The sequence below is a fragment of the Clostridium perfringens genome (assembly GCF_016027375.1).
In the GTDB taxonomy this organism is placed as follows: Bacteria; Bacillota; Clostridia; order Clostridiales; family Clostridiaceae; genus Sarcina; species Sarcina perfringens.
Genome location: NZ_CP065681.1, coordinates 3120744 through 3142682, shown reverse-complemented (window position 1 = coordinate 3142682; position 21939 = coordinate 3120744). Strand labels below are relative to the sequence as shown.

Here is a 21939-nt window from a genome sequence, read left to right as displayed (position 1 = left end):
TAAAAATCTTTTAACTCTTTTAAGAAATCTTTAGAAATTTAGGCACAAAGAGAGTTATGCCTAATTTTTAGTCAGATGTGTTTAAGTGTTTGAACTTTGAACACTCCCCTTATTTATCTAATGAAATATATGGTAAAAGGTTATATTATAGATTTAAAGGAAGTTAGAGTTATTTTTAAAACTTACACTTAGTAAATAAAATCTTATATTCATAAGATTATAACTTATTAATCAAGGATTGATTTAAAAAGGGCTAAGATTTGTTTTGAAAACTTATAGCTAGTTTTAAGAAAGAAGGGGATTTTATGAAACTTAAAACACATGATGACAGACTTACTTTAACAAATGGAAGCTATCATGCATTAGTACACGCTAGAAAACCTAAAGGAATTGAAAATAAAAGTGCATATTTAATTGGTACTGGAATAGGTGCATTAGCAGCAGGATGTTTTTTAATTAGAGATGCACATATGGATGGTAGCAAAATAACATTTTTTGAACAATTAGATCTTCCAGGAGGCTCTTTAGATGGAGAAGTACTTCAAAATCTAGGTTATGTAGCTCGTGGTGGACGTGAAATGGGACATCACTTTGAAGTTTTATGGGGTTTATTTAGTTCACTTCCATCTACTGAAGATCCAAATATGACAGTATTAGATCATTTCTTCTACACAAATTATGATGATCCAAACTATAGTAATTGTCGTATAACCCATAAAAATGGAGAAAGATATGACAATGCTAAATTTAATTTAGGACAAGATTTAGCTAAGGAATTAGCAGAGTTTGTTCTTATACCAGATGAAGAACTTCAAGATAAATCAATTGATGAAATATTCTCTGAAGAACTTTTAAATACAGACTTTTGGACATTATGGAGAACTATGTTTGCCTTTGAAAACTGGCATAGTGCTTTAGAAATGAAATTATATATGAATAGATTTATACACCATGTTGGTGGATTACCAACACTTTCAGCACTGCAATTCTCAAGACATGATCAATATACATCTTTTGTAAAACCAATGGTTAAATTCTTAAAAGAAAATGGGGCTAGGTTTGAATATGGAGTACATGTTGAAAATGTAGAATTTGACATAAGCGATGATAAAAAAGTGGCTAAAAAAATAGTTGCTAAGGATAAAAACGGAAAAGATATTTCTGTAAACTTAACTGAAAATGATTTAGTATTCATAACTAATGGTTCTATGACAGAAGGTTCAGGATATGGTGATGATAATACTCCTGCTCCATTTAATAAAGAACCACAAGGATGCTGGGAATTATGGAGAAATATTGCTAAACAATCAGATGAATTTGGACATCCAGATAAATTCTGTACTGACACTGAAAAATCAAACTGGGAATCTTGTACAGTAACTTGTCATGATGAACGTGTACCAAAATACATTGAAAAAATAACTAAACGTTCACCATATGGAGGAAAGACTGTAACAGGAGGAATAGTTACAGCTGTGGATTCTTCATGGCTAATGAGTTGGACTATAAATCGTCAAGAACAATATTATGGCCAACCAGAAAAAGATGTAGTAGTTTGGGTATATGGACTATTCTCAGATGTTGAGGGTGATTATATTAAGAAACCTATGAGAGATTGTACTGGTAAGGAAATTACAAAGGAATGGTTATTCCATATAGGCGTTCCAGTTGATGAAATTGAAGAACTTGCTGAGTCTTGTACAGCAATTCCTGTAATGATGCCATTTATAACTTCACAATTTATGCCTCGTGAATTTGGAGACAGACCTTATGTTGTTCCTAAGAATGCAGTTAACTTTGCTTTCCTTGGACAATTTGCAGAAACTTTAGACGATCCAGGAAGAGATACAGTATTTACTATTGAATACTCAGGACGTACAGCTATGGAAGCAGTATATGTATTAACTGGAGTTGAAAAGGGAGTACCAGAGGTATATGCATCAAGATATGACATTCGTTACTTATTAAATGCTGGAGTATGTTTATTAGATGGTGAAAAACCAAAACTTGATTTACCACCTTTAGCAAAGAGAAAAGTAATGAAACAAATAGCAGGAACTGACATAGAAAAATTATTAAAAGAATATGGAATTATCTAAGTAAAAAGTGCTTATGATTAAAAGCATAATAATCTTAGATTAAAATAAAAATATAGTAAGTATATTTAATAGACCATGATAAATAGCAACCTCTTAAAAGTTGGGGGCAGTTATTATGGTCTATTTTTATTTTAGTATTTTAAATATTTTTAAAATATAATACAAATCAATATTGATAGAATTTAAAATATTATACTATAAATATTAAAAATATATTTTTAGTATAATAATATTTAATAGAACTTATAAATTGAAGATTAAATATATTAATTAAAGAATATGAAAAAAATTAACATATAAATAACTAAAAATACACTTATGAGAAAGAGTTAGTTTTGGTATAATTAATAATTACATTATAAAAATTTTGAGAAAGGGAGGGGTATATAGCAATGAAACTAATACTAAAATATTTAAAGAACTACAAATCAATTTTTATCTTAAATGTTATATCAGTATTTGGGTTTGCTTTAGTTGAGCTTGGAATTCCAACTATTATGGCAAAAGTTATAGATATTGGAATAATAAATAATGATATTTCTTATATCAAAAAAATGGGCCTAGTAATAGTAGTTATTTCTATAGTTGGTGTTATGGGAACAATATTACTTGGATATTGTTCATCTAAGATTTCAACGGGAATAACTAAGGATATTAGAAATGATATATTTAAAAAAGCTCAAGAGTTTTCCCATACAGAGTATGATGAGTTTGGAGTTTCTTCTATGATAACAAGAACTACAAACGATCCTTTTGTTATTTTACAATTTACAAACACACTTCTAAAAATGGCTTTAATCACACCAGTTATGTTTACTATAAGTTTAGTAATGATACTTAAAACAAGCCTTTCCTTATCTTTAGTTTTAGCAGTGGTAATCCCTATAATAATTTTAGGGGTTATATTAATAGCTAAAACTTCTGAACCTTTATCAGAAAAGTTACAAAAAAGGTTAGATAAGTTAAATAGAATATCTAGAGAAAATTTAACTGGTATAAGGGTAATAAGAGCCTTTGGAAATGAAAAGTATGAGGAGAAGAGATTTGATGAAACAAATGAATCCTATGCAGAGGTGGCTAAAAAGTTAAATAAACTTATGGCAATATCTCAACCACTTTTCTTTTTCCTACTTAATATCGCTATTATAGTTATCTTTTGGATATCTAGTAAGATGATAAATGTAGGAACACTTCAAGTTGGTCAATTAGTTGCCTTTATTGAATATCTATTCCATGCAATGTTTTCAATAATGCTATTTTCTATGGTTTTTGTAATGTATCCAAAAGCACAGGTTTCTGCTAATAGAATTATGGAAGTTTTAAATACAGAACCAATAATAAAAAGTCCTAAAAATGGAATAAAGGATACAGAAAACAAGGGAACAATAGAGTTTGAAAATGTATCTTTTACTTATCCAAATGGAGAGGAGCCTGTAATTAAAGATGTATCCTTTAGTGGTAAAAAGGGAGAAGTTATTGCCTTTATAGGAAGTACAGGTAGTGGTAAGAGTACACTTATAAACTTAATTCCAAGATTTTATGATGTTACTAAGGGAAGTATAAAAATAGATGGAGTAGATGTAAGAGATTATGATTTAAAATATCTACGTAAAAAAATAGGTTTCATTCCTCAAAAGACTCTTTTATTTACTGGTAGCATAGCAAATAATATAAAGTTTGGTAAGAAAGATGCAGAGTATAAAGAGGTTGAGGATTCAGCTAAAATTGCACAGGCCTATGAATTTATTTCAAATAAGCCTAACAAATTTGATGAGATAATAACAGAGGGTGGTTCTAACGTATCTGGTGGACAAAAGCAAAGACTTTCCATAGCTAGAGCAATAGTTAGAAAGCCTGATATATATATTTTTGATGATAGTTTCTCAGCTTTAGACTTCAAAACAGATGCAATCTTAAGAAAAGAACTTAGATCTGAAACAAAGGATGCCATTGTATTAATAGTGGCTCAGAGAATAGGTTCTATAATGGATGCAGATAAGATTATAGTTCTAAATGAAGGGGAAGTAGTTGGAATAGGAACTCACAAGGAATTAATAAAAAATTGTCCTATTTATCATGAAATAGCAACATCACAACTTACAGAGGAGGAGTTAGCAAATGAATAAATTTAAATCAGTAGTAAAAAAGATTTCTCCTTTTGTTGGTAAGTATAAGTGGGCTTTTTTAGGAGCTATTTTATTTATAATTTCAGCAGCTGTTTTCACTGCTATAGCACCAAGAACAGAAGGATTAATAATAACTCAATTAACTAAGGATTTTGAGGGAATTATAAGAGGAGTTTCTGGAGCTTCAGTTAACTTTAATTATATTTTTAAGGTATTAATCTTATTATTTTTAGTTTATGCAGGTGGTACAGGATCAACTCTTATAGCAAGTTTCTTATTAACTAATGCAATTCAAAATACCATGAAAAATATTAGAAATGAAGTTGAGAAAAAAATAAATAGACTTCCAATAAGATATTTTGATGGTAATAGTTATGGAGATGTACTAAGTAGAATCACTAATGATGTAGATACCATTTCTAATGCATTGCAGCAAAGTTTTGTACAGGTAATAAATGCATTTTTATCTGTAGGATTAGCTTTGATAATGATGTATTCAATAAATATTAAGCTAGCATTAATTGCAACATTAATAATACCTTTAAGTATTTTAATTACAAAGATAATAGTTTCTAAATCTCAGAAATTATTTAATAGTCAACAAAAGGCCTTAGGAAATCTTAATGGAAAAGTACAAGAAATGTACACAGGCTTTAATGAATTAAAGTTATATGGAAAAGAAGATGATGCCTTAAATGAATTTGTAAAGGTAAATGAAGAGTTAAGAGAAACAGGGTTTAAAGCTCAATTTATATCAGGTATAATGTCACCTTTAATAAGTCTTGTTACTTATTTAGGAATAGCTGTGGTAGGGGTAGTAGGTTCTATAATAGCTATAGGTGGTGGAATTACCGTTGGTAATCTTCAAGCATTTATACGTTATATTTGGCAAATAAATCAGCCTTTATCTCAAGTAACTCAATTATCATCAGCAATACAATCAGCAGTGGCTGCCGCTAATAGGGTTTTTGAATTCTTAGAGGAAGAAGAAGAGGTTAAAGATCCTAATAATGCTATAAAAATTGAGAAGCCAAAGGGAGATGTAACTTTTGACCATGTTAAATTTGGATATAAGGAAGATAAGCCACTTATAAAAGATTTAAGCGTAGATGTCAAAAGTGGTCAGATGGTTGCCATTGTTGGAAAAACTGGAGCAGGTAAAACTACTCTTATTAATCTTTTAATGAGATTTTATGATGTTCAAGGGGGTTCAATTAAAATAGATGGTGTTGATATTAGAGATATGAAACGTGAAGATTTAAGATCTATGTTTGGTATGGTTCTTCAAGATACATGGCTATTTAATGGAACTATTTATGATAATATTAGGTATGGTAGATTTGATGCCACTAAAGAAGAAATAATAGAGGCAGCAAAGGTTGCAAATGTTCATCATTTTATAAAAACATTACCTGGCGGATACAATATGTTATTAAATGAAGAGGCTTCAAATGTATCTCAGGGAGAAAAGCAACTTTTAACTATAGCTAGAGCAATTTTAAAAGATCCAGCTATATTAATACTAGATGAGGCCACAAGTTCAGTTGATACTAGATTAGAATTATTACTTCAAAAGGCCATGAGAAATATAATGAAGGATAGAACTAGCTTTGTTATAGCTCACAGACTTTCAACTATAAGAAGTGCAGATTTAATATTAGTAATGAATGATGGTAATATAATTGAACAGGGAACTCATGAAGAGTTAATGAAGCAAGGTGGTTATTACGAAAGTCTTTATAATAGTCAGTTTGCTAGTAAAGAAGTAAATTAAATAAACTTTAAATACTAGGCTGTATTTTAGGGATATTTATTCTAGATATATATTTAACACTATAGAAAAAGCAATCTAAATTAGTTTAGATTGCTTTTTCCTATTAATACTTTTAATAAATTACCATGTTTTATTTCATCCTTAGCTATTTCTTTAAGTCTAGGGAATTCTTCTCCAAGTTTTTCATATACTGGGCCACCATTAATTTCAGCATTTATAAGCATTTCAAAAACTTTCTCTTTACCTAAGTTTTTATAAGCAGCTTCTATTTCTTCAGATGATTTATTGCAAGGTTTTAAAATCTCTTTTGAATATTCTCTTATTATTGAGGCATGTCTTCCTTCATCTGCTGCTATGCTTAATAAAACATTTTTTTCTTCTTCAGAACTAGCAAGTTCAGCAAGTTTTCTATAAACAAGAACTGCATCTAATTCTCCTTGTTGTAATTTTAATAAAACTTCATTTTCATTTTGTTTCATAATAAAATCCTCCTAAATCTGTTTTGTTAAATTTAATTGTATACAATTAAATTGTATAAATTAATTTTATATCTTTTATAAGCTTCTGTCAAATAATTTTTAAAAATAAAATATAAGTTTACAAATTTTAAGTGACTCACTTTTTATATTATGAAGATAGGGTTTAATAAATAAAAACTTAAAAAGAATAATTAAAGTTATGTAGCTTTAGTAAAGAAAATCATAGAATGTAATATAAAAAAATATACAAAAGAAGGAGTAATTTATGGAAGGAAGAAATAGTAATAATTTAAATGGAATTGATGTGTCAAATTGGCAAGGTAATATAAATTTTAAAAGTGTAAAAAATGAGGGGATTGAAGTAGTTTATATTAAGGCAACAGAGGGAGACTATTTTAAGGATTCATATGCAAAACAAAATTATGAAAGAGCAAAAGCTGAGGGCTTAAAGGTTGGTTTTTATCATTTCTTTAAGCCTAATAAAAATGCAAAAAGACAAGCTAAATATTTTATTGATTATTTAAATGAGATAGGGGCTACTGATTATGATTGTAAATTAGCCTTAGATGTTGAAACTACAGAGGGTAGAAGTGCGTATGAACTAACCACCTTGTGTATAGAATTCTTAGAAGAAGTAAGAAAGATAACAAATAGAGAGGTTGTTGTTTACACTTATACAAGCTTTGCAAATAATAATTTAGATAATAGATTAGGAGTTTATCCCCTTTGGATAGCTGAATATGGAGTAAAAGCACCAAAGGATAATAGAGTTTGGAGTAGTTGGATTGGGTTTCAATATTCAGATAAAGGGAATGTAGCTGGTGTATCAGGAAATTGTGATATGAATGAATTTAAAGAAGAAATATTAGATGTAAAAAATAATTTTAAATTGTATAATGCAACCACTAAGAATGTATCAACTTATCTTAATACAAGAGAAAAAGGGGAGATAGACTCTAAGATTATAGGGAAGATACCAGCCGGAGAGAAATTTATGATAAAGTGGGTAGATTCTAATTATTTAGGATGGTACCTTATTGAATACAAAAATATTACTGGATATGTAAGTTCTAAATATGTAGAAAAATTTCAAATGGCTACCACCTACAATGTAAGTGATTTCTTAAATGTAAGGGAGAGAGGAACTACAGATTCAAAAGTAGTTGCAATTATAGATGATGGAGAAATATTTAGAATTGATTGGGTAGACTCAGATTATATTGGATGGTATAGAATAACAACTAAGTATGGTAAAAACGGTTTTGTTAAGGCTGACTTTGTTAAAAAGATTTAGTTATAGTTCTTATATTAAGAGAAGATGAATCAATAAATATTTAGGGAATTTGATATAAATTTTATGTATTTTTTTGGTATAAGTTCTATTAAGGTGAGAATTAATTAAACTCTTTTAAAAATTTTAAAATGTGATTATGAATTAAATATTATTAGTGAAAGTATATTTGAAAAATAAGGACAATTAAAGAGAATTATAAATATTATATATTGATATAGGTAACAAAAGTTAAATTAAGTTTAAGAGGTATAGTTCTTATGGAGAATATAATAAATTATATAAAGTGGGGGATTGTATCCTTAGGAACTTTATTCACTTGGATATTTGGTGCATGGGATATTCCACTAATAACTTTATTAGTATTTATTTTTTTAGATTATTTAACTGGGGTAATTAAGGGGTGTAAAAGTAAGGAATTATGTTCGAATATAGGATTAAGGGGAATAACTAAGAAGGGTCTTATATTAGTTGTTCTTTTAGTTGCTGTTATGCTAGATAGATTACTAGATAATGGAACTTGGATGTTTAGAACACTTATAGCTTATTTCTATATAATGAATGAGGGTATAAGTATATTAGAAAATTGTGCAGCCTTAGGAGTACCTATACCTGAAAAATTAAAACAAGCGTTGAAACAGTTAAATAATAAAAAATGATATTAAATAAATTATTTTTTAGAAGCTGTATAAATACAGCTTCTTTACTTTTTACTTGAAATTATACTTATACTTTGCAATCTACTTTTTAGAACAATCTTACGTAAAAATCTATTGTACATAAAAGGACATTTAAATAACTTTGAAAATATTTTAAGCCTAATTTTAAAAGTTTTAAATCTATATTTTTTATTAGGGTTTTTACTATTGGAATTTAAAATTTCACTTAGGTAATTTGCGCTATTTATTGCTGAACTTATTCCTTCTAAGGAACTTGGACTAATAAAACCAGCAGATTCACCAATTAAGAAGGCGTTATCTTTTCCACAACAGAAATCAGAATATTTAGAAGGTCTTAAAACTAAACAAGCTTCTGTTTTTAATGGTTCACCAAATTTGAAACCAAGCTTTTCTAACTTTTTCTTTTGGTTTTCAAATTTCTCCCTAGGATTATTTAAAGGATAGGCACCACCAAAAATAAATTGATTATCCTTAGAAATTGACCAAGAACAACAATCAGTATTTTCTTCATCAAATATACAGGAGTAGAAAGGATTTTCATGTTCTTCTGCAAACCATTGTTGGATAGACATATAAGTTCGAATTTTCTTAGTTGGATAAATAGTACGGCGAACTATAGAGTTAGCACCATCAGCTCCAACTAAATATTTAGCTTTTATTATGTGTTCAGATCCATCTTCAAAAAAAGTAATTTTATAGCCATCAGTAACTTTTTCTATTTTTGAACAAGTAGAATTATTATGGATTTCAACATTGCTAGGAATTAAGGATTTTAACCATAAGTCAAATTTATGACGATTAAGATTTAAATAAAATCTTTGATAGTGACGAATTAAGTTACTATCTAAATCTATAGTTTTAACAGCAAAAATTTGAGGATCTACTAAAATATCTTTAGGGATAGTCATATCAAATTTTGCAAAGGCTTCTTGAGCATGGGAGGAAAGTAATCCACCACAAGGCTTTTGAAAACCATTGTTAATAGTATATTTTTTATCTATAGCAATAATCTTAAATTCTTTAGAAAGTAATCGTGCTAATGTAGAGCCTGCAGGGCCAAGTCCTATAATAGCAACATCATACATGGAATTCATAAAATTTTCCTTCCTTTTCATTATATATAATTTAACAATAATTTTTTTGTTTTAGGAAATAACTACTTATTAAATTTAGCATAGTATATCATCAAAAATAAAAATAATCAATAAATATTTATTGTTTTTCGATATAAAGTAATTAATGATTTGGATATAAAAAAGCTGTAACAAAGTTTAAATAATAAAATTTATAAATATACTATTTTAGATTATTTATAAATTTTATATTTAATTTATTTTGTTACAGCTTTAAAAAATTATCTACCAGTTAATCTACTTTCAAATTTTTGTAAGGAATCATTATTACTAACATAAATTCTATCCATGTTAAAATTATTGTCTTTTCTGTCAGTAAAGTTTCCATTTAAATTAAAACCTAATTTATATCCAGCTTTTTCTGCTGCAACTCTAGTACTAGAGTTATATCTTCCAAAAGGATAAGCAACAAAATCTACAGGTTTTCCAATGATTTTTTCTAAAGCTACTTTAGAATCTTTTAGAGTTTCAAGTTGTTTAGCTTCATCTAATGTAGATAAGTCATCATGTTTAAAAGTATGGCTTTCTATTTCTATACCGTTATTAGATATTTCTTTTAATTGATCAGCAGTCATATAATCCTGTGCTCCAACATAATTTGAAATTACAAATATTGTAGCAGGAAATTTAAATTCCTTTAGTAAAGGATAAGCATATTCATAGTTTCCTTTATATCCATCATCAAGAGTTATAACAACAGATTTTTCAGGAATAGGTTTATTATTTCTTAGATAATCATAAAGTTCATCTAAAGTTATAGGTGTATAATTATTATCCTTTAAATATTGAAGTTGTTCTTTGAATTTTTCAGGGTTTACTAAAAGTTCATTATTATTTGGATTGTTTGGAGTTACATCATGGTAACATAAAACAGGAATATTCATATCTTCAGAAGTAGTTTTTAACCCTTCAAATCTATTCTTAGTAGCTTCAGCATTTGAATTTGATTTTTCACTAGTATTATCTGTAGGATTTTCCTTATTGCTAGAAGCTTCATCTTTTTGAGTATTATTTTCTAAATTAGCTTTTTCATTTTCTACATTGCTTTTGTTACCTTTCATGTCACAAGCAATGAAAGATGAACTTATAATTAGTGCAGAAACTAGAGCTATTAGAAATCCTTTGTGTTTTATTTTTTTCATCTTTTAAATCTCCTTACTAATAAATTTTGTTTACAATAATTTAGTATATCATAAAAAAAGTAAAATTTAGGTTACTTTATTATTACGATGACCCTTATTTATTCCTTAATCAATTACAAAAATTTTGGTTTTAATAAGTTTATAATTAAATAATTTAAAGTTTATTATTAGTCTAATTATAAGAAATATTCACTAACAAAAGAACTTTAATAAAGAGTTAAATTTTAAGATATGTTAGGGGGTAAATATTTATTATAAAAATGTACAAATTAGAGTAAATAACCCCTTTTAATAAGTGTTGACATTAGATTTATTAGAGTATATATTACTTAATAATATAATGGGTTTATTGGAGGTGAGTTGTTATTAAAAAATATAAATATATTTTTTAATAACAGAAGTTTATGAGTAAAATAATTGATGGAAGATTTAGTGACAAAGTAATGATTATTACAGGAGCAGCTGGAGGAATAGGAAAGGCTGTGGCTTTAAGAGCAGCTAAAGAAGGAGCTAAATTAGTTTTAGCAGATAGAAAAGAAGAGATGAGTAAAGAAACTCTAAAAGAAATTAGAGAAATAACTTCTAATGTTGAGTTTTTAATATGTGATTTAAGAGAAGGAGAAAATTGTAAGAAAGTAATAGATACTGCTATTAAAAAATTTGGTGGCTTAGATATTTTAATAAATAATGCTGGAATTACAGGAACACCAGCACCAGTACACGAGATGAGTGAAGAGATGTTTAGAAATGTTTTAGATTGCAATATAATGATAGCATTTCATTGTTCTCATTATGGAATTCAAGAGATGATAAAGCAAAATAAAGGAGGAGCTATTGTTAATGTTTCTTCTGTTGCAGGTTTAACTGGATTTCCAGGACATTCTGCTTATGTAACATCTAAACATGGATTAAATGGACTTACTAGAAATATGGCATTGGATTATGCTAGATATGGTATAAGAGTAAATGCAGTGAATCCAGGAACTACAGATACTCCAATGTATCATGAAGCTTTAGAATTTTTGAAAAATAAAAGGGAATCTGCTGAAAAGGCAGGAGTTAAAATTGAAAGGGGAATAGTATCAGGAAAAGTTACTTCTCCTCAAAATAGAGTGGCAAGAGCAGAAGAAGTTGCCGATGTCATATTATTCTTATCATCACCAGAAGCAAGTAATGTAACTGGAATATTTATGCCAGTAGATGGTGGTTTTACAGCATTTTAATAAAAATAAATCCTATGAAATATTATTTCATAGGATTTACTTTTAGGGTGCTGTGTTTCATTGGGAGATAATGCTTATTAAAAATAACTGGAAGTTCTGAATTAGAATATATAGCTTCCTCAATTAAATAAAATTGACTTTCATCTGGAATTGGGTGACGCTTAGTTACAAAGTTACCAGATGTAGTGAATTTAATAGTACTTTTTATCTTTGAGCATTCTTTATAAGATTCTTCTTCAATGAATTTCAACAAATTATTTTTATCTGATAGATCTATATTAAATTTTGAAATTGCTTCAATAGATATTATTGTGTAAGAATAAGCTAGGGCTAAATTATCATCTAAATACCATCTATCAATACAAACCGTTGCTACAGAATTATCTCCTAATATCTTTTTATAATAATCTGAGGGTGGATCTATTTTAAAATCTAATTCAATATTATTTGTCTCTACATCTAAACACTTATATACTGGATGTCCTATTTTTTCTAAACCTGTTGTATCAGTTTTATTTTCTTTAATTATGTAATTTCCTTTACCTCTAATGTTTTTTATTAATCCATCATCTTGAAGCAGGGCTAAAGCTTGTCTAAGTGTACTTCTACTAACACCTAATCTTTTAGCTAGTTCCGGTTCAGAAGGAAGTCTACTATTTTCAGGGAAAGTTCCTTCGTTAATCATCTTAAAAAGTTTATCGTATACGGTAACATATAATAGTTCTTTATGTTTATTTACAGTTAATATTTCCATTTATAATCACCTTCCTAAAAATAGACAAGTTACAAACAAGTTGGGGTAGGACAAAGTATTATTTACTTAAATTATAAAAGATTTTATATTAATAACCAACAAATAATTTAAAAAATTTTCTGTAAACGTTTGATAATTTCTAGAAAGTGTAGTATTATATAAATATAAAATAGACAACTAAGTAGACAAGTTTAAAATTGTTATAAGGAAACAAGTTATTAGGAGGAAATGTAAATGATTTATACACAAGGTTCAGACAAACAATTTCATATAGACGTAGCACCAGGAGAAGTTGGAAAATATGTAATAATGCCTGGAGATCCAAAAAGATGTGCTAAAATAGCAAAATACTTAGATAATGCTAAGTTAGTAGCAGATAAAAGAGAATATGTTACATATACTGGATATTTAGATGGAGAAAAAGTAAGCGTTACCTCAACTGGTATTGGTGGCCCATCAGCTGCAATAGCATTAGAAGAATTAGTTAAATGTGGAGCAGATACTTTCATCAGAGTAGGAACTTGTGGAGGAATAGATTTAAACGTTAAAGGTGGAGATCTTATAATAGCAACTGGATCTATAAGAGCAGAAGGTACTTCAAGAGAATATGCTCCAATAGAATTCCCAGCAGTAGCAAACTTAGATGTAATAAATGCTTTAGTTAAAGGAGCAAAAGAATTAAAAGTTCCTTACCACACTGGTGTAGTTCAATCAAAGGACTCTTTTTATGGACAACACTCACCAGAAACTAAACCTGTAAGCTATGATTTATTAAACAAATGGGAAGCATGGAAAAGATGTGGATGTTTAGGATCAGAAATGGAAGGTGCAGCATTATTTATAGTAGGAAGCTATTTAAGAGTAAGAGTTGGAGCTGTTTTCCTAACTATAGCTAACCAAGAAAGACAAAAAGAAGGACTTGATAATCCTCAAGTACATGATACAGAACTTGCAATAAAAGCAGGAATAGAAGGAATAAGAAACTTAATTAAAGAAGATAAAATGAAAAATAATGCATAGGAGCTTAAGGGACCTATAAATTTTAGTTAAATTTATCTAATAGCTTAGTAATTCTTAGTAAAATCTTTTTGATTTAGCTTTAGAATTACTAGTTATTAGCGAAATTAAAGCTTAATGCATAAGATAAAATCTTAAAAATTATAATAGATACGGAAATACACTTAGGGGGTTTTAACAATGAGCAAATATAAAAGAATTTTTACAATAGTAATAGATTCATTAGGAATAGGTGCAATGAATGATTCAGAAAAATATGGAGATGTTAATGTTGATACATTAGGACACATTGCTGAATCAGTAGACACATTTAATATACCTAATCTTCAAAAAATGGGTATAGCAAACTTACACCCAATAAAACACGTAGCTCCAGTTGAGAATCCAATAGGATACCAAGCTAAAATGGCTGAAGCAAGTGTTGGTAAAGATACAATGACAGGACACTGGGAAATGATGGGTTTACACATAACTAAGCCATTTAAAACTTTCACAGATACTGGATTCCCACAAGAATTATTAGATGAGTTAACAGCAAGAACTGGTCATAAAATAGTAGGAAACAAGAGTGCTAGTGGAACAGAAATCCTAGATGAATTAGGAGAACACCAAATTGCAACTGGAGATATGATAGTTTATACATCAGCAGATTCAGTTTTACAAATTTGTGGTCAAGAGGAAACTTTTGGGTTAGAAGAATTATATAGATGCTGTGAAATCGCAAGAGAATTAACTCTTAAAGATGAATGGAAAGTTGGAAGAATCATAGCAAGACCTTACTTAGGAACTAAAAAAGGTGAATTCAAAAGAACAAGCAATAGACATGACTATGCTCTTAAACCATATGGAAGAACAGTTCTTAATGAATTAAAAGATAACAACTTTGATGTTATTTCAGTTGGTAAAATAAAAGATATATTTGATGGAGAAGGAATAACAGAAGGAAATAAATCTAAGAGTTCAGTTCATGGTATGGAACAAACATTAGAAATAATGGATAGAGACTTTACTGGATTCTGCTTTATTAACTTAGTTGACTTTGATGCTTTATGGGGACATAGAAGAAATCCTCAAGGTTATGCAGAAGAATTAGAAAAATTCGATGTTAACTTAGGAAAAGTATTAGAAAAGTTACATGAAGATGATTTATTAATAATAACAGCTGACCATGGTAATGACCCAACATACACTGGAACAGATCACACTCGTGAGTATGTACCATTCTTAGCTTATTCACCATCAATGAAAGGTCATGGACAATTAGAAACTCCAAAAACATTTGCAACTATTGGAGCAACAATTGCTGATAACTTTGGATTAAAAATGCCAGAAGGAACAATTGGTGAATCAGTTCTAAATAAATTAGTTTAATAATTTGTAAGAATATATGAAAGCTATATCAAATTTTATATTTGATATAGCTTTTTAACGTACTATCTTCTACGTAATAATTTAAATTCTAAAGCTCATCTAGATATTCTCTTCATACTGTTTGTAAGGTTTATTGAAGGTTAAAAAAACACTTTTTTATAACTAATAAGAAGGCTAAAAAGACTTTGGTTCATTTTGAGATATTGATTTATTAATCAAGCTTCAAAATTCACCAAAGTCTTTTAAATTTTGGATAGGGTTTTGATATGTGAGTAGTTTACATAAATTTAAATAAATATACTAAGCCTATTAAGGCAAGTATTATCAAAACTATTGCAAAGTAACGTTCAACTTTAGTAAATTCTTTTTCATTAGGACTAGTTTCACGTCTAGCTTTTATGAATACAGGAATTCCTAAAGCATATATAACTATAGCTATAAGCATATAGTTGATTCCAGCAGCGTAAATTAACCAAACACCATAAATTGATCCCAATATTGCAGTAATCATTGCATATTTTCTTTTGGCAAATATATCTGTTGGATAGTTTTCGTTTTTATATGTTATCTTAAATAAATATAAGGTAGAAACAAGATAACAAGGAAGTGCCATAACACTTGTTATACTAAGCATCATATTCCATGCATTACCTGCAAAATGAACAAGTATTAATATTATTTGCATAATGATTGTTGATGCTAATAATGAAAATGAAGGTGATTCATTTTTATTTTCTTTAGCAAATATTTTTGGAAATGTTCCGCTTTGGGCTGCTGCAAAAGGCAATTGTGAAAGCATTACAGTCCAAATAAGCCAAGAACTCAATATTGCTATAATTACACCAAGGTTCATTATTACACTTCCCCAGTTTCCTATTAAATCCATTAATACTGCAGCTGTTGATGGTGGAGCCATTTTAGAAATTTCTCCTTGTGAATATACACCAAGTGGTAATAATGAAAGTAGTGTATAAATTAAAAGACAAGTAATAAATCCTAAAAATGTTGCTTTACTAACATCTTTTTGAGATTTAGCTCTTCCAGAAACAACAACGGCACCTTCAATACCAGTAAATACCCATAAGGTTACAAGCATTGTGCTTTTTACTTGAGGCAATATTCCTCCTAAGTTTGTATCATGAACTTTTACAACTGTTTTTAATCCCCAGAAGTCAGTAAAGAATGTAGAAAATTTAAATGAGAATAATAAAATTAGTAAGAAAATTGCTAAAGGTAATAATTTCCCTATTGTTCCTATTACATTTAAAGCACTTGCTTGTTTAACACCAGCCAATACTATAAAGAATATAATCCAAAGGACAAGAGATCCACATGCTATTGAAAGCCAGTTATTACCCCCTTTAAAGTAAGGTGGGAAAAAGTAATTTAGTGAATCCATTAAAAGTACGGCATAGCCAACATTTGCAAAAGAGTTACATATCCAATATCCCCAGGCCATTAAAAATCCTGTAAATTTTCCAAAACCAAGTTCACCATAGGTATATATACCTGTTGTGGCATCAGGTCTTGCAGCAGCAAGGATTCTAAAGGTGTTAGCTATGAACCAAATTCCTATCCCAGTTATTATCCAAGATATTAATATTGCACCTGCAGAAGCGGATTGGGCCATGTTTTGGGGAAGGTTATAAACACCTCCACCAAGCATAGCACTAATTACTACTCCAGCAAGAGCAATTACGCCTAATTTTTTATTATCATTCATAATAACTCCTCCTAGAATAATTTTATTTTAAGAAATTATTATTTATTATTTTTTACTAGGATTAACTAAAGAATCAAAATTCATATCATCTAACCATTGAGAAAGAGAAATTCTATTTAAACTTGGGAAACCTTCAGAAGGAATAGCATCTCTTGCTAAAGTTACATAAGGAGCGCAAGTTAAAGCGTTTCCAATTTCACCAGGTTTCATTATTACATAAGCAAAACCTATGTAAGTTCTTTCAAAAACAACATGAGAATCTCTACCACATTCAACTACTGACCAAGTTACAGCTTTTCTATGATCTTCTAAGAATTTCTTTAAATCTTCTGGATTATCATTTTTTGTCCAAAGTCCAGCATCTTCTATGAATAAATCAGCACAGTGATCTCTATCATTTGATAGTGATAAGGCTATAAACGACCATACACCATAAGCTTCTCCTTCTTTTAAAGGTCTATTTTCTTTTGGTCTATAAGCTGTAGCACTCTTATTTGCACATATTACATGGGCACCTGGAGCAGTTGTAAAACGTCTATTTTTTTCTGTACCAAAAAGTTCTATACCAGCGTCTAATAAAGGTTTAGCATCATAAACTTTAAGTGGAGTTCCATCAAATTGTTTTAATTCATATAAAGGTTTGATTTCATTATTAGAATTGAATCATGTATTGCTAAATCATGTCCCCAAACTTGTCCTGCAACCCCACAGAATGATGAAGCTGTAAGCATATTAATTTGTCCAACATAAGCATCATTTATTTCAGCTCTATCATAAGAAACTATACCATCTAATAAAATATCGTCAGTCTTTTTAACTGTACTAACGGAAACCTTAAGAACTGATATATATCCATTACCATAAGCCCCTGGCATTCCGTAGCCATCACAATAACGATCATAAGGACTTATAGCTGTTTTATCAATTTTAGGTGCTCTTACCTTTATATTTTTATGTATTCCTTTAGAAAGAGTCCTGTTTCTGTTTGCTTCAAGATTTTTATTCATTTAAATCACTCCTAAACAATATAAGTTTAACTATTAAATTTTTAGAATAAAAATATATTATTTGGCCAAATAATAATTTACCTTTCATTATGTAAAATTATAGCACTATAAATATTTGTTACAAATTTAATATTTATAGTATTTAAAAGTTTTCATATGAAATTTTTTTAGTTGTGTATAAAAGTGAGTCAAACTTTAAAATATTAACAGATAATGAATTTAATGTATACAAGGTTTATAAATTTCTTTATATTTTTATGAAAAAATTTTATGCTTATTTTAATTAAATATATTTAAAGACTTAAGTAATTATTTGTGATAGAATAAAAATATTTTATAAGATTATAAGTATATAAAATCTTAGAATTTTATAAATTAAAAATAATAAAGAGCCAAATTTAATAAAAATTAATAATATAAATAAAAATATTATTCTGAAATTAATTAAGAGTATAGGTGTGATATTATGGAGATTTTATTAGGCGCATTAGGTATAACCTTAGTAACAGGATTTTTTTATTATGAAAACAATGGAATAAGTACAACTAATTATGAAGTTGATTGTGGAATTGGGAAAGATATAAATGTGGTTCAGTTATCAGATCTTCATGGAAAAGAGTTTGGAAAAAATAATGAAAAACTTAAAATGTTAATATTAAAAGAAAAGCCGGACTTAGTTGTTGCCACTGGAGATATGATAGATTCAAGTCTTAAAAATATGGAGGGGGTAATAGATTTTTTAAGTGACTTAAGTAAGTGTGTTAAAGTTGTTTATATATCAGGAAACAATGAACAGAGGTGCAAAAAAGCTGAATATATCTTTGGAAGTCTAAAGTCAAAGGGAGTTATAGTTTTAAGAAATGAGATTATAACTTTAAGTTTAAGTGGAGTGAAAGTAAATATTTTAGGTATGTTTGAAAAGCCAAAGGGAGATTTACATTCCTCACTTAAAAAAATTAATGGAAGCTATGCATATGAGGATTCCCATAAACTTTTTAAAAGATTAGAAAGCTTAGAGGGATTAAAATTTGTTTTAAGTCATTATCCAGAACTTTTTGAGGCAGAATATTCAAAATATGATTTTCATATAATGTTTTCTGGTCATGCACATGGAGGTCAATTTAGAATTCCTATAGTAAAAAGAGGATTAGTTGCACCTGGACAAGGGTTCTTTCCTAAATACACTGAAGGAATGCACGGAAATAAAAATAAACTTATTATTAGTAGAGGCCTTGGAAACAGTACTAAAATAACAAGATTATTTAATAGACCTGAAATAGTGAATGTTAAGATTAAATAATAGATAATTTAAAAATTAAGTTTTGTTTAGGATATTCAACATAGCTATTTAAACTAGGATGATTTATTTTAAAGAATATATTAAAATTTATTATATATTATGAAATTAAAAGGAGAAATTTGTAATGAACAAGAACATGGAAATGATGAAAAAACTAATAGAAGAAAAAAAGAATAAAGGGAAGAATACTAAATCTAATGTTAGAGCTCAAAAAACTATTGGCTTTGCTCAAGGGGGAAGAAAGAGCAACAATGGTGGAGGCTTATTTGATAAATAAAGTCTAATTAAAGATGTTTTTATTGAAATCTTAAGAGAAATAGGCTGTATGGAAATATAATAATACAGCTTACAAACATATTCCGAGAATTACTAGATTTTAAGTGAAAGTCCAAATTTTAATTTGGAAACTTGAACTTATCCAATGGAACTTTAGTTACATTGGAGTCATTTAAATAATCATTACTTCGAAGATATCACTAAAGCTTCGAAACTTGCTACGCTTCAAACAGTCTCAGCTTTTTAACGTGATATCTTCTGCGTAATAATTTAAATTCTAAAGTTCATCTAGATATTCTCTTCATACTGTTTGTAAGCTGTATAAAAAGTTATTTAGATACACGCTCTTAGGTCTAGAATAAATATAATTATTTATTTTACTATGAAAGACTAAATGCAGGTTGTTATGGTATAGATAAAGTTTTTATAGCTAAATTAAGTGGATTTAATATTAGGAGGAAAGAGTTTATGAAGAAAATAGGTTTTATTGGTGTAGGAATAATGGGAAAATCAATGGTTCGTAACCTTATGAAAAATGACTTTGAGGTTTCTATTTTTGCTAGAAATAAAGAAAAAGTTTTAGATGTAATTTCAGAAGGAGCAAATTTTTATCCCACTATAAAAGAGTGTGTTTCTGGATGTGATGCAGTAATAACCATAGTAGGTTTTCCAAAGGATGTTGAAGAAGTTTATTTTGAAGAAAATGGAATACTTGAAAATGTTAAAGAAGGAACTTATGTTATTGATATGACAACATCAAGTCCAAAGTTAGCAGTTGAAATATTTGAAAAAGCAAAAGAAAAAGGGTTAAAAGCCTTAGATGCTCCCGTTACAGGTGGAGATATTGGAGCTAAAAATGGGACTTTAACTATTTTAGTTGGAGGAGAAGAAGAGGATTATAAAGCTTGTTTACCTATTTTTCAAGCAATGGGAACTAATATTCACTATGAGGGAAAAGCTGGCTTTGGTCAACATACTAAGTTAGCAAATCAAATAATGATAGCAGGGGCTATATCAGGGGTTTGTGAAGCTATGGCATATGCCAAGGATAAAGGATTAGATGTGAAAAAAATGCTTGATTCAGTATCTACTGGAGCTGCTGGAAGTAAGCAACTAGAATTAGTATCTCCTAAAATTTTAGAGGAGGATTTTGCACCAGGATTCTTTATAAAACATTTCATCAAAGATATGAAATTAGCTAAGGAGGAAGCTTTAGCTGATAATGTGAATTTAGATATTTTAAGTAAAGTTTTAGAGAATTATGAGGATCTAGAAAGAGAAGGTTTCGGGGACTTAGGAACTCAAGCTTTAATAAAGCATTATAATAAATAATTTAAGTTTATTTATAAGGATTGTATAAGAACTAAGAAATAAATTGCCTGTATCAAATATAATAATAAAACTTACAAACATATTTGGAGAATTATTAAATATTGTTTTTATAATGTTTGTAAGTTTTATCAAAAATTATTTTGGTATAGCTTCTTTATTTTTAAGGTGTTTTTATACAGTCTTTTTTATTATAATTAACAAAATGAAAACAATATATATATAATGTTAATGAATATTCGTATTTTATTGAAATTGTATAAATATGGTGATATTATAAATTAAAATACATAAATTGAGGGAGACAAAATGGATATAAGGAATGAAATATTAAAGTTAAAAAAAGAGAAGGGGGCTATCATATTAGCACATTATTATCAAATTCCTGAAATACAGGAAATTGCTGATTATGTAGGCGATTCATATTACTTAAGTAAAATAGCAAAGGATTGTGAAGAAAATATAATAGTTTTTTGTGGGGTTAAATTTATGGCAGAAAGTGCAAAGATACTTTCACCAGAAAAAACGGTTATATTACCAGTTATGGAAGCAGGCTGTGTTATGGCAGACATGGCTACAGCAGATGGACTAGCTAAATTGAAAGAGGAACATCCAAATGCCAAGGTTGTTTGCTATATAAATTCTTCAACTGAAGTAAAAGCATTATCTGATGTTTGCTGTACTTCATCTAATGCTGAAAACATAATAAATAATTTAGAAGAAAAAGAAATTATATTTTTACCTGATAGAAATTTAGGGTCTTATATTCAGGAAAAAACACCAGATAAAAAGTTTATATTATGGAATGGCTTTTGCATAGTTCATGAAGCTATTCAAAAAGAAGAAATTTTAAGATTAAAAAGTGAGCATGAAGGGATTTTAACAGTAGCTCATCCAGAGTGTAGCAAAGAAATAAGAGATATTTCGGATTTCATAGGAAGTACTAGTGAAATAATAAATTTTGTAAATAATTCTTCAAATAAAAAATTTATTATAATAACAGAAGAAGGGGTACTTCATCAGTTGAGAAAAAATGGAGAGGAAAAAGAATTTTATATTCCATATGGAAAGATGGTTTGTAGAAATATGAAAATGACTACCTTAAAGGATCTTTATGAAAGTCTTTTAAAAATGGAAAATAAAATTGAAATAGATGAGGATTTAAGATTAAAGGCATATAATTCATTAAAAAATATGCATAAACTTGGGGGCTAA

At 28.5% G+C, this 21939-nt stretch carries 17 protein-coding genes and 1 pseudogene; 12 read left to right on the top strand and 6 right to left on the bottom strand.

Annotation, left to right across the window (positions count from 1 at the left end; translation table 11 throughout):
- Positions 1-305: 305 nt before the first annotated feature.
- The 3 genes from I6G60_RS14550 to I6G60_RS14540 all read left to right on the top strand — a co-directional run bounded on the left by I6G60_RS14550 (position 306) and on the right by I6G60_RS14540 (position 5999).
- The gene (locus tag I6G60_RS14550) at positions 306-2099 is read left to right on the top strand and encodes an oleate hydratase (RefSeq protein ID WP_003450039.1); all 1794 of its coding nucleotides are present in this window, start codon (positions 306-308) and stop codon (positions 2097-2099) included.
- 392 nt (positions 2100-2491) lie between these two features.
- Positions 2492-4225 (top strand): ABC transporter ATP-binding protein, encoded by a 1734-nt coding sequence (locus I6G60_RS14545; RefSeq protein WP_003450134.1) that lies wholly within the window; start codon positions 2492-2494, stop codon positions 4223-4225.
- Complete coding sequence (locus tag I6G60_RS14540) at positions 4218-5999, top strand: ABC transporter ATP-binding protein (protein WP_003450049.1); 1782 nt, start codon at positions 4218-4220, stop codon at positions 5997-5999. Before I6G60_RS14545 ends, I6G60_RS14540 begins: the two co-directional genes overlap by 8 nt.
- 80 nt (positions 6000-6079) lie before the next feature.
- Here I6G60_RS14540 and I6G60_RS14535 read toward each other — a convergent pair whose 3' ends face one another.
- Positions 6080-6478, bottom strand: coding sequence for a ferritin family protein (locus I6G60_RS14535; RefSeq protein WP_011590163.1), 399 nt, complete (start codon positions 6476-6478; stop codon positions 6080-6082).
- Between the two features lie 265 nt (positions 6479-6743).
- On the opposite strand from I6G60_RS14535, the gene I6G60_RS14530 reads away from it, so the two are divergent.
- The gene (locus tag I6G60_RS14530; RefSeq protein WP_011590164.1) at positions 6744-7772 is read left to right on the top strand and encodes a GH25 family lysozyme; all 1029 of its coding nucleotides are present in this window, start codon (positions 6744-6746) and stop codon (positions 7770-7772) included.
- Positions 7773-8029: 257 nt separating this feature from the next.
- On the top strand, positions 8030-8428 hold the full coding sequence (locus tag I6G60_RS14525; protein ID WP_011590165.1) for a phage holin family protein: 399 nt from the start codon (positions 8030-8032) through the stop codon (positions 8426-8428).
- Positions 8429-8472: 44 nt separating this feature from the next.
- Here the strand turns inward: I6G60_RS14525 and I6G60_RS14520 are convergent, their stop codons facing one another.
- Positions 8473-9543, bottom strand: coding sequence for an FAD-binding protein (locus I6G60_RS14520; RefSeq protein ID WP_003455655.1), 1071 nt, complete (start codon positions 9541-9543; stop codon positions 8473-8475).
- A 260-nt stretch (positions 9544-9803) separates the two neighbouring features.
- Positions 9804-10724, bottom strand: a complete 921-nt coding sequence (locus I6G60_RS14515) for a polysaccharide deacetylase family protein (RefSeq protein WP_111744017.1) — start codon at positions 10722-10724, stop codon at positions 9804-9806.
- A 404-nt stretch (positions 10725-11128) separates the two neighbouring features.
- On the opposite strand from I6G60_RS14515, the gene I6G60_RS14510 reads away from it, so the two are divergent.
- Complete coding sequence (locus I6G60_RS14510) at positions 11129-11947, top strand: SDR family NAD(P)-dependent oxidoreductase (RefSeq protein WP_197925497.1); 819 nt, start codon at positions 11129-11131, stop codon at positions 11945-11947.
- A gap of 22 nt (positions 11948-11969) precedes the next feature.
- Here I6G60_RS14510 and I6G60_RS14505 read toward each other — a convergent pair whose 3' ends face one another.
- Positions 11970-12701 carry a GntR family transcriptional regulator gene (locus I6G60_RS14505; RefSeq protein WP_003455373.1) on the bottom strand — a complete coding sequence of 244 codons (732 nt, stop codon included), beginning with the start codon at positions 12699-12701 and terminating at the stop codon, positions 11970-11972.
- A 234-nt stretch (positions 12702-12935) separates the two neighbouring features.
- Between I6G60_RS14505 and udp the strand changes: the two genes are divergently transcribed.
- Both udp and I6G60_RS14495 read left to right on the top strand, forming a co-directional pair.
- Positions 12936-13721 carry a uridine phosphorylase gene (udp, locus tag I6G60_RS14500; RefSeq protein WP_057230623.1) on the top strand — a complete coding sequence of 262 codons (786 nt, stop codon included), beginning with the start codon at positions 12936-12938 and terminating at the stop codon, positions 13719-13721.
- Between the two features lie 177 nt (positions 13722-13898).
- Positions 13899-15089, top strand: coding sequence for a phosphopentomutase (locus I6G60_RS14495; protein WP_003455388.1), 1191 nt, complete (start codon positions 13899-13901; stop codon positions 15087-15089).
- Between the two features lie 277 nt (positions 15090-15366).
- Here I6G60_RS14495 and I6G60_RS14490 read toward each other — a convergent pair whose 3' ends face one another.
- Both I6G60_RS14490 and hdcA read right to left on the bottom strand, forming a co-directional pair.
- Positions 15367-16812, bottom strand: a complete 1446-nt coding sequence (locus I6G60_RS14490; protein ID WP_164809225.1) for a basic amino acid/polyamine antiporter — start codon at positions 16810-16812, stop codon at positions 15367-15369.
- Between the two features lie 45 nt (positions 16813-16857).
- Positions 16858-17819 (bottom strand): annotated as a pseudogene (gene hdcA / locus I6G60_RS15500) (histidine decarboxylase, pyruvoyl type).
- 466 nt (positions 17820-18285) lie between these two features.
- Here hdcA and I6G60_RS14480 point away from each other — a divergent pair.
- The 4 genes from I6G60_RS14480 to nadA all read left to right on the top strand — a co-directional run bounded on the left by I6G60_RS14480 (position 18286) and on the right by nadA (position 21939).
- On the top strand, positions 18286-19119 hold the full coding sequence (locus tag I6G60_RS14480; protein WP_164809145.1) for a metallophosphoesterase: 834 nt from the start codon (positions 18286-18288) through the stop codon (positions 19117-19119).
- Positions 19120-19243: 124 nt separating this feature from the next.
- Positions 19244-19396, top strand: a complete 153-nt coding sequence (locus I6G60_RS14475; RefSeq protein ID WP_003455666.1) for a hypothetical protein — start codon at positions 19244-19246, stop codon at positions 19394-19396.
- A gap of 467 nt (positions 19397-19863) precedes the next feature.
- The gene (locus tag I6G60_RS14470) at positions 19864-20727 is read left to right on the top strand and encodes an NAD(P)-dependent oxidoreductase (protein ID WP_049040046.1); all 864 of its coding nucleotides are present in this window, start codon (positions 19864-19866) and stop codon (positions 20725-20727) included.
- Between the two features lie 306 nt (positions 20728-21033).
- Positions 21034-21939, top strand: coding sequence for a quinolinate synthase NadA (gene nadA, locus I6G60_RS14465; RefSeq protein WP_004457430.1), 906 nt, complete (start codon positions 21034-21036; stop codon positions 21937-21939).

Bases quoted from the DNA above. Each gene is read 5' to 3' on its own strand.
- I6G60_RS14475 (WP_003455666.1), top strand. From the start codon at position 19,244: ATGAACAAGAACATGGAAATGATGAAAAAACTAATAGAAGAAAAAAAG.
- I6G60_RS14540 (WP_003450049.1), top strand. From the start codon at position 4,218: ATGAATAAATTTAAATCAGTAGTAAAAAAGATTTCTCCTTTTGTTGGT.
- I6G60_RS14520 (WP_003455655.1), bottom strand. From the start codon at position 9,543: ATGAATTCCATGTATGATGTTGCTATTATAGGACTTGGCCCTGCAGGC.
- I6G60_RS14505 (WP_003455373.1), bottom strand. From the start codon at position 12,701: ATGGAAATATTAACTGTAAATAAACATAAAGAACTATTATATGTTACC.
- udp (WP_057230623.1), top strand. From the start codon at position 12,936: ATGATTTATACACAAGGTTCAGACAAACAATTTCATATAGACGTAGCA.
- I6G60_RS14530 (WP_011590164.1), top strand. From the start codon at position 6,744: ATGGAAGGAAGAAATAGTAATAATTTAAATGGAATTGATGTGTCAAAT.
- I6G60_RS14525 (WP_011590165.1), top strand. From the start codon at position 8,030: ATGGAGAATATAATAAATTATATAAAGTGGGGGATTGTATCCTTAGGA.
- I6G60_RS14515 (WP_111744017.1), bottom strand. From the start codon at position 10,724: ATGAAAAAAATAAAACACAAAGGATTTCTAATAGCTCTAGTTTCTGCA.
- I6G60_RS14545 (WP_003450134.1), top strand. From the start codon at position 2,492: ATGAAACTAATACTAAAATATTTAAAGAACTACAAATCAATTTTTATC.
- I6G60_RS14510 (WP_197925497.1), top strand. From the start codon at position 11,129: ATGAGTAAAATAATTGATGGAAGATTTAGTGACAAAGTAATGATTATT.
- I6G60_RS14480 (WP_164809145.1), top strand. From the start codon at position 18,286: ATGGAGATTTTATTAGGCGCATTAGGTATAACCTTAGTAACAGGATTT.
- I6G60_RS14535 (WP_011590163.1), bottom strand. From the start codon at position 6,478: ATGAAACAAAATGAAAATGAAGTTTTATTAAAATTACAACAAGGAGAA.
- I6G60_RS14470 (WP_049040046.1), top strand. From the start codon at position 19,864: ATGAAGAAAATAGGTTTTATTGGTGTAGGAATAATGGGAAAATCAATG.
- I6G60_RS14550 (WP_003450039.1), top strand. From the start codon at position 306: ATGAAACTTAAAACACATGATGACAGACTTACTTTAACAAATGGAAGC.
- nadA (WP_004457430.1), top strand. From the start codon at position 21,034: ATGGATATAAGGAATGAAATATTAAAGTTAAAAAAAGAGAAGGGGGCT.
- I6G60_RS14495 (WP_003455388.1), top strand. From the start codon at position 13,899: ATGAGCAAATATAAAAGAATTTTTACAATAGTAATAGATTCATTAGGA.
- I6G60_RS14490 (WP_164809225.1), bottom strand. From the start codon at position 16,812: ATGAATGATAATAAAAAATTAGGCGTAATTGCTCTTGCTGGAGTAGTA.